Annotated in this window: 6 protein-coding genes; 5 read left to right on the top strand and 1 reads right to left on the bottom strand. The window is 73.6% G+C overall.

The window, feature by feature from the left end; translation table 11 throughout:
- From ABT297_RS42205 to ABT297_RS42185, 5 genes are all read left to right on the top strand, one after another.
- Positions 1-1,826: Hsp70 family protein (locus tag ABT297_RS42205; RefSeq protein WP_350559555.1), on the top strand; the 1,826-nt coding region annotated here is incomplete at its 5' end.
- Positions 1,827-2,001: 175 nt separating this feature from the next.
- Positions 2,002-2,853 carry an alkaline phosphatase family protein gene (locus ABT297_RS42200; protein ID WP_350559552.1) on the top strand — a complete coding sequence of 284 codons (852 nt, stop codon included), beginning with the start codon at positions 2,002-2,004 and terminating at the stop codon, positions 2,851-2,853.
- A gap of 75 nt (positions 2,854-2,928) precedes the next feature.
- Positions 2,929-4,422: an MFS transporter gene (locus tag ABT297_RS42195; protein WP_350559549.1), complete on the top strand. Its 1,494-nt coding sequence runs from the start codon at positions 2,929-2,931 to the stop codon at positions 4,420-4,422.
- Positions 4,415-5,407 (top strand): TolB-like translocation protein, encoded by a 993-nt coding sequence (locus ABT297_RS42190; RefSeq protein WP_350559546.1) that lies wholly within the window; start codon positions 4,415-4,417, stop codon positions 5,405-5,407. The genes ABT297_RS42195 and ABT297_RS42190 overlap by 8 nt, the downstream gene beginning before the upstream one ends.
- Positions 5,408-5,456: 49 nt before the next feature.
- The gene (locus ABT297_RS42185) at positions 5,457-5,861 is read left to right on the top strand and encodes a hypothetical protein (RefSeq protein ID WP_350559543.1); all 405 of its coding nucleotides are present in this window, start codon (positions 5,457-5,459) and stop codon (positions 5,859-5,861) included.
- A gap of 88 nt (positions 5,862-5,949) precedes the next feature.
- Here ABT297_RS42185 and ABT297_RS42180 read toward each other — a convergent pair.
- Positions 5,950-6,957, bottom strand: a 1,008-nt coding sequence (locus ABT297_RS42180) for an RNA-guided endonuclease InsQ/TnpB family protein (RefSeq protein ID WP_350559540.1), incomplete at its 5' end; no start/stop codon positions are given.

Here is a 6,957-nt window from a genome sequence, read left to right as displayed (position 1 = left end):
CGCCCACGGTGCTCACCCACCCGGCGGCCTGGCGGCCCGACCGGCGCCGGCTGCTGGCCGACGCGGCGCGCCTGGCCGGGCTCGGCGACCCGGAGCTGCTGCCCGAGCCCGTGGCCGCCGCGCGGTACTACACCGCCGTCCTCGGCCGGCACGTCCCGACCGGCGGCTGCCTCGTCGTCTACGACCTCGGCGCCGGCACGTTCGACGTCAGCGTGGTGCGCCGGGCCGCCGACGGCTTCTCCGTCGCCGCCGCCGACGGGCTCGCGGACGCCGGTGGCCTCGACCTCGACGCCGCCGTCGTGCGGCTGGCCCGGGCCCGCACCGCGGGCGACCCGGCCTGGGACCGGCTCGACCGGCCGCGCACGCCCGAGGAGGCCGCGGCGCGGCTGCGGCTGTGGCACGGCGCCCGGGCCACCCGCGAGGAGCTGTCCGCCGCGCCGGCCGCCGAGCTCTACGTGCCGCTCGTCGGCGCGCTGCCCATCGCCCGCGACGAGCTCGAGCGCGCCGTCGAGCCGCTGCTGGAGCGCACCGTCGAGCGCACGGTCGCGGCGCTGCGCGACGCGTGGGTGACGCCGCAGGACGTGGCCGGGGTCTTCCTCGTCGGCGGGGCCGGCCGGACGCCGCTCGTCGCGGACCTGCTGCACCGGGGTCTGCGCATGGCTCCCGTCGCCGCCGAACACCCGGACGTCGTCGTCGCCTGCGGCAGCGTGCAGGAGGTGCGCGCCGCCGCGCCCGCCGCCCCGCCTCCGCCGCCCGCCCGGCCCCGGGTCAAGCCGGCACTGCTGCGTACCTTCTCCCCCGGCGGGATCGTCCGCGGCGCGCCGCCGGTCCATACGGTGGCGGTCAGCCCCGACGGGCGCCTGCTCGCCGCGGGCGGCGAGGATCGCCGGGTGCGGGTCTGGGACCTCGGGACCGGGCAGGTCCGGTACACCCTCGGCGACCACGACGGCCCCGTCCGCTCGGTCGCCTTCAGCCCCGACGGTGAGCTGATCGCCTCGGCCGGAGGCAACCCCCGCCGACCCGGGCGGACGCTGCGCGTGTGGCACGCCCGCGACGGCCGCCGCCGGCACGCCTTCGACGGCGGCCCCGATGGTCCGGCCGCGATCGCCTTCCACCCGGCCGGTCGCCTGCTCGTCGCGGCCGGCCGCGACGGCGCGATCCGCCTGTTCGACCTCGCCGCCGGCCGTCCGCTCACCCGCCGCCCGCTCACCCACCGCCCGGCCGGCGGCGCCGCGATCCATACCCTCGCGTTCAGCTCCGACGGGGACGTCCTGGCCACCGGCGACGACGGCGCGGTCGTCGCACTGCACCACGGCGCCCCCGCGCCCCGCCCCGGCGACGCCTCCCGCGCGCCCCGGCACGGCGATTCGCCCTTCCTGTCCCGGCGCGGCGATTCGCCCTTCCCGTCCCGGCGTGGTGACCTGCCCGAGCGCTTCAGGCCCCGGCACGGCGGGGCGGCGCTGCGCGGTCACCGGGGCCCGGTGCTCGGCGTCGCGTTCGGCGGAGCCCTCCTGGCCAGCGCCGGTGCGGACGCCACGGTGCGACTGTGGGAACCGGCCTCCGGCGCGCCGCACGCGACGCTGGAGGGCCACACGGAGCCGGCGACCGCGGTGGCGTTCAGCCCGTCCGGGACACTGCTGGCCAGCGCCGGCCTCGACACCACGATCCGGCTGTGGGACCCGGCGACCGGCGCGCACCTGCACACCCTCGACGGGCACGACGGTGCCGTGCACGCCGTCGCCTTCGCCCCCGACGGCTCGACCCTCGTCTCGGCCGGCGCCGACGGCGCGGTCCGCCTCTGGAAGGTCCCGGGCCTGACCTCCTGACGGCCACGTGCGAGGCGCTCCAGCGCGGGCGGAATCCGTTGCGGCAACCATCACGCATTGATGTACACCGAATTGTTCATCGGCAGCACGTGTCCCTGTCAGGCCGCACTCATGATCGTGTATCCACCACTGCCCACGATGTGGCGTCATCCCTGCCCACGAAGGGGGAATCCCCATGTCGATCCGCCGGGTGGTGCTCGCGCTCGCGACCACCGCCCTCGTCGCCACCGGCCTGACCGCCGCGGCGTCGCAGGCGCAGGCCGCGACCAGCGTGCCGCGCTTCGACCACATCGTTCTCGTGATGTTCGAGAACCACGCCTACTCCCAGATCAACAACTCCGGCAGCGCCCCGTACTTCAACTCCCTGGCCGCCCAGGGCGCGAAGTTCACCAAGTCGTACGCGATCACGCACCCGAGCCAGCCGAACTACATCGCGCTGTTCTCGGGCTCCACCCAGGGCGTGACCAACGACGACTGCCCGAAGAACTACACCGGCGTCAACCTGCAGTCGCAGCTGGCCGGCGCCGGCCTGACGTTCAAGGGCTACTCGGAGGCGATGCCGTCCGACGGGTACACGGGCTGCTCGAGCGGCACCTACCGGCGCAAGCACAACGGCTGGGTCGACTTCAGCAGCGTGCCCGCGGCGTCGAACCTGACGTACGCGAGCTTCCCGTCGCCGTCGAACTACGCCAGCCTGCCGACGGTCGCGTTCGTCTCGCCGGACATGTGCAACGACATGCACGACTGCTCGGTCTCCACCGGCGACACCTGGCTGAAGAACAACCTCGACGCCTACGCCCAGTGGGCCAAGACGAACAACAGCCTGCTCATCGTGACCTTCGACGAGGACAACCGCCTCGCGCTGAACCAGATCTTCACGATCTTCGTCGGCGCGAACGTCAAGCCCGGCTCGTACTCCGAGAAGATCAACCACTACAACGTGCTGCGCACCATCGAGGGCGCGTACGGCCTGCCCGGCATCAACGGCGCGGCCAATCTGTCCCCCATCACGGACGTCTGGTCCTGACCAACCCCGTGGGCGCCCCCGCCACGGGGCGCCCACGGCCCCTCGTCCCGCTCCGCCGACCCGTGTGAGGCTCGCGTGTACCTGTCCACAGTGGACAAACCGGCGACGGCGACCCCGCCGGCGCAGGCCAAGACCCGCGTCGCCGCGACGGTGCTCGCGCTCGGCACGGTCAGCCTGATCACCGACGTCTCGGCCGAGATGGTCACCGCCGTCCTGCCGCTGTACCTCATGCTGGGCCTGCACCTCGGCCCGCTGGGCTACGGCGTCGTCGACGGCCTGTACACGGGCGCGACGGCCCTGCTGCGCCTGGTCGGCGGCTTCGTCGCCGACCGCATCCGCCGCCGCAAGGCCGTGGCCGCCGCCGGCTACGGCATCTCCGCCCTGGCCAAGCTCGGCCTCCTGGCCGCCGGACCGTCCGTGCCCCTGCTCAGCGCCGTCATCGTCGCCGACCGCGCCGGCAAGGGCCTGCGCACCGCCCCTCGTGACGCGCTCATCACGCTGTCCACCCCGCCGGACCGCCTGGGCCGCGCGTTCGGCGTGCACCGGACGATGGACAGCATCGGCGCGTTCGCGGGCCCGCTCGTGGCGGTCGCGGTCCTGGGCGCGTCGGCCCGGTCCTTCGACGCGGTCTTCGTCACGAGCTTCTGCATCGCCGCCCTCGGCGTGTTCGTCCTGGCCGCGTTCGTCCCCGACCACCGCGGACCGGCATGGCCGACCGAGCCCGCCCGTTGCGCCGAGCGGACCTCGAGCGCCACCGCACACGACCCCACGACCACCGTCACCGCAGTCGCGGGCGCCGGCAACGGACACGTCGGCGACACGCACGCCACGAGCGCGCACGCCACCGGCACGGGCGACACGCCCGCTCTCGCCGGGGACGCGCCGGCAGCGGCCGGAGAAACCGGGGAAACAGGGAGCGCGAAGGCGTCGCCCGGGCGCCGCGCGACGCCCGTCTCCCTCAGGGCCGCGTTCGCGCTGCTGCGGCGCGGCGAGTTTCGGCTCGTCGTGATCGCCGCGACCGTCATGGGGCTGGCCACGATCGGGGACGGCTTCGTATACCTCGTGCTGCAGCGTCAGCACGACGTCGCCGCGGGGTGGTTTCCGCTGCTCGCCGTCGGCACGAGCCTGGTCTATCTCCTCCTCGCCGTGCCGCTCGGGAACCTCGCCGACCGCATCGGGCGGCCCCGCGTCTACCTCGCCGGGTTCGCGGCGCTCGTCGCCGTGTATCTCGTCCTCGCCGCCGGGCCGGGCGGGACGCCGGCGCTCGTGGTCACGGTGGCGCTCTACGGGGCGTTCTACGCGGCGACCGACGGCGTGCTGATGGCCGTCGCCGGGCCGTTGCTGCCCGAGGCGCTGCGCACGACCGGCATCGCGCTGGTGCAGAGCGGGCAGTCCCTGGCATATCTGGCCTCCTCGATCCTCTTCGGCGTGGCGTGGCAGCTGTGGGGGCCGGGCCCGGCCCTGATCGCCGCCGCCGGAGCGGCTCTCGCCGCACTCGCGCTCGTGGCCTCCATTCTGCTCAAGGGGTACGACAAAAAATCGCTCGAGGAGTACGACCGAAATGCGTAGAATCTTGTTGACGTCGATCGTCGCGGTGGTGCTCGCCGGCGGGGCCGGCTTCTACATCCGCGGCGCCGCGCACCGCAACGACGCCGCGGCGGCCGCGAGCGAGGAGGTCGACATCTCGCCCGGGCCGAAGCTGCTCGTGCGCAGCACGGCCGACGGGGCGAAGGGGCACCTCGCCGTGGTCAGCGCCGCCGACCCGGGCGGGCCGCGGAAGACCTCGAGCGTGACGTGCGACCGCGTGTACGCCGCCGCCGGCACCGCGATCTGCCTGCGGCCGGACGGGCCGCTCGCGACGTACCAGATCGCCGTGCTCGGGCGGCACCTCGAGGAGCGCGACGGCTACCCGATCGTCGGCGTGCCGAACCGGGCGCGCGTCTCGGCCGACGGGCGGCTGGTCACCTGGACCGCGTTCGTCACCGGCGACTCGTACAACGGCGGGCAGTTCTCCACGCGCGTCGGCGTGCTCGACACGGCCACGGGCGACGTGCTGGCCGACACCCTCGAGTCGTACGCGCTCACCCGCGACGGCCGGCCCTACCAGGCCGCCGACGTCAACTACTGGGGCGTCACCTTCGCGCCCGCCGGCGACCGCACCTTCTACGCCACCCTGTCGACTGCCGGCCACCGGTACCTCGTGCAGGGCGACTTCGCCACCCGCACCGTGCGGACCCTGGCCGAGAACGTCGAGTGCCCCTCGGTGTCGCCCGACGGCACCCGGATCGCGTTCAAGCAGGCGGTCGGCGGCGATCCGGCCAGGGGCTGGCGGCCGGCCGTGCTCGACCTCGCCACGCTGCGTCCCACGGTGCTGGCCGAGACGCGCTCGGTCGACGACCAGATCGCATGGCTGGACGACCACACCGTCATGTACGCGCTGCACCGCGACCATGCCGGGGACCACGCCGACGTGTGGTCGCTGCCGGCCGACGGCGGCGGCGGCGCCGCGACGCTGCTGGTGCCGGACGCGGAGTCGCCCGCGTACCTGCGCTGAGCCATCGATGGGCCTTGAACCCTCACGTACCAGGGAGTAACTTATCCGGATGCGAACGCTGGCGTTGCTCGTCGCCGCCGTCAGGATCCTGCTCGAGGGCCTGGCCATTGGCGTCGTGCTGGTCGCCCTCGGCGTGGTGATCGACGCGTATTCGATGTCGCTCAGCGGCACCGACCCGTCGATGGCGCGGGCCGCGGTGACGATCACGGGCGTCGTGCTCGCGGTGCTGCTGGTCGCGCTGGCCGCCGGGCTCGCCGCCGCGGCCGCTCGGGACCGCCAGGCCCGCCGCATGACGTTCGCGGCGCTGGTCATCCAGAGCATTGTGGTCGTCGTCGCCGGTGTCGCGCTGGGCTGGGCCGTCTTCGGCGGCACCCTGCTGGTGCTGGGCACGCTGCTGTACGCGCTGCTCGACGACGGCCACCAGCCGGCCACCGGCGGGCGGCCCGCCCGGTAGCCGTCCGGCGTGATGTGCGGCCGGGCTGCCACCCGACACGGGCCGGACGTGCGCGGTACCGTGACGGCTCTTGACATCCTCCACCCGCCTAAAGGCGGGGGATTCCAGCGGTCGCCCGCTGGGTTTCCTGCTTCGCCGACGACTGCCCCGTGCGAGAGGACTCTCGTTGAGGTCTTACACCGCCTCCACAGGCGATCACGGAGAGCCCCTCCGCGAGGATGTTGCGGGCCGCGTTCACGTCACGGTCGTGGACGCGCCCGCATCGGCACGTCCACGACCGTACGTGCAGCGGCATCCGCTCGGCGTGCGCACCGCAGGCAGAGCACAGCTTGGACGACGGGAACCAGCGGTCCACGACGACCAGGTTCCGGCCGTGCCATTCGGTCTTGTACTCCAGCAGGGTGCGGAACTGCCGCCAGGCCGCGTCGGAGATGGCGCGGGCCAGGCTGCGATGTTTGACCATGTTGCGGACGGTCAGGTCCTCGATCACGATCGTTTGGTTCTCACGAACGAGCCGAGTGGTCAGCTTGTGCAGGTGGTCGCGGCGCCGGTCGGCGATCCGGGCGTGGACGCGGGCGACCTTGACCCGGGCCTTCGCCCGGTTCGCGGAACCCTTCACCTTCCTGGCGAGGTTCCTGTGGGCGCGGGCGAGCGCGGCCCGGTCGCGGCGCTCGTGCCGCGGGTTGCTGATCTTCTCCCCGGTGGACAGAGTGAGCAGGCTGTTCAGCCCGGCGTCGACACCGACCGCGTCCGTGGCCGGGACCTGCTCGATCACGTCGTCGCAGAGCAGGGACACGAACCAGCGGCCCGCGGCGTCCTGCGACACGGTCACCGTGGACGGCGACGCCCCGTCCGGCAGGGGCCGGGACCACACGATGTCCAGGGGTTCGGCCATCTTCGCCAACGTGAGTTGGCCGTCGCGGTACCGGAACGCGCTGGTGGTGTACTCGGCGGACTTGCGGGACTTCTTCTTGCTCTTGAAGGTGGGGTAGCGGGCGCGTTTGGCGAAGAAGTTCGTGTACGCCACTTGGAGGTGCCGCAGCGTCTGCTGCAACGGCACGCAGGAGACGTCGTTGAGGAACGCCAGTTCCTCGGT

Origin of the sequence: Dactylosporangium sp. NPDC000555 (assembly GCF_040300025.1) — a bacterium.
GTDB lineage: Bacteria > Actinomycetota > Actinomycetes > Mycobacteriales > Micromonosporaceae > Dactylosporangium.
The sequence above is the reverse complement of the archived record's forward strand: the minus strand, read 5'-3'. Positions and strand labels throughout refer to the sequence as shown.